This window comes from Pseudokineococcus sp. 1T1Z-3 (assembly GCF_037482365.1).
In the GTDB taxonomy this organism is placed as follows: Bacteria; Actinomycetota; Actinomycetes; order Actinomycetales; family Quadrisphaeraceae; genus Pseudokineococcus.
This window is the reverse complement of the sequence record NZ_JBBHZF010000010.1, coordinates 1,563-1,909: the sequence shown is the minus strand read 5'-3', so window position 1 is coordinate 1,909 and position 347 is coordinate 1,563. Positions and strand designations below refer to the sequence as shown.

The following is a 347-nucleotide window of genomic DNA, read 5'->3' as shown; positions in this document are numbered from 1 at the left end:
TCGAGGCGGTTCTGCTTGGCACCCAGGTCCGCCCGGGTCGTCGAGACCGTGCTCAGCGCAGCGTCGATCGCCGTGAGGGCGGCGCCGGCGGCGGCGGGCGTCGTGGAGACGTCGATGCCCTGCGTGGCCGAGGCACCCTGGACGCCCAGACCGAGCGCCCCGAGGCCCTTGAAGGTGACGGGGTCCGTGGCGGGGGTGACCTCGCCCGCGTTGATCGCCACGGCGATCTGCTCGCCGCCGTTGGCGCCGACCTGGCAGCTGCCGTTGTAGCTGCCGTCCAGCAGCTTCTGGCCGTTGAACGTCGTGGTGTCGGCGATCCGGGTCAGCTCCTGGGCGAGCTGGTCGAC

General features: G+C 72.6%; 1 pseudogene. It reads right to left on the bottom strand.

Annotated elements, in window-relative coordinates:
* A pseudogene (locus tag WDV86_RS03340) lies at window positions 1-347 on the bottom strand (flagellin); the annotation flags it as partial.